This window comes from Barnesiella sp. WM24, assembly GCF_004570975.1.
Classification (GTDB): domain Bacteria; phylum Bacteroidota; class Bacteroidia; order Bacteroidales; family Muribaculaceae; genus Muribaculum.
On record NZ_SPPC01000032.1, the window covers coordinates 1 to 585 of the forward strand.

Here is a 585-nt window from a genome sequence, read left to right on the forward strand (position 1 = left end):
GGAAGCCGGGAGTGCCTGAAGTGCGTGACCGCAAGGAGCGCCCTAAGGTAAAACTGGTGACTGGGGCTAAGTCGTAACAAGGTAGCCGTACCGGAAGGTGCGGCTGGAACACCTCCTTTCTGGAGCGTGGCTCCAAATGACCGCCGCGACGACGCGACAGGGATTGACCGGAGCCGTGATTCACTCACGGTCCTGTACTGCGGAATGTCTGTTTAAGATATCCCGCCGCAGATTACTGCGGTGCATGGGGGATTAGCTCAGCTGGCTAGAGCACCTGCTTTGCAAGCAGGGGGTCAACGGTTCGAATCCGTTATTCTCCACCATCCCGGCTTGTCCGGGACAGGAAAGAGGACATTGACATATTGGAAGCGCCGATACGTGACCGCAAACACGTATCGGGATACACGAGAAAAAAAGAAAATCTCATCGAGAACGAGCGAACGGACGCGTGTCTTCAGGACACGGGTCGTTACAAGATAAACAAAGGAAAGGAGACAAGGGCACATGAAGGATGCCTTGGCTCTCGGAGGCGAAGAAGGACGTGATAAGCTGCGATAAGCCGCGGTCAGGGGCAAATACCCGTTT

At 55.2% G+C, this 585-nt stretch carries 1 tRNA gene and 2 rRNA genes; all 3 read left to right on the forward strand.

The annotated features are described in order from the left end of the window. A 16S ribosomal RNA gene (locus E4T81_RS15500) occupies nucleotides 1-119 on the forward strand; the annotation flags it as partial. A 127-nt stretch (nucleotides 120-246) separates the two neighbouring features. After that, nucleotides 247-323: transfer RNA gene (locus E4T81_RS15505), tRNA-Ala, on the forward strand. Between the two features lie 161 nt (nucleotides 324-484). Then, nucleotides 485-585, forward strand: a 23S ribosomal RNA gene (locus E4T81_RS15815); the annotation flags it as partial.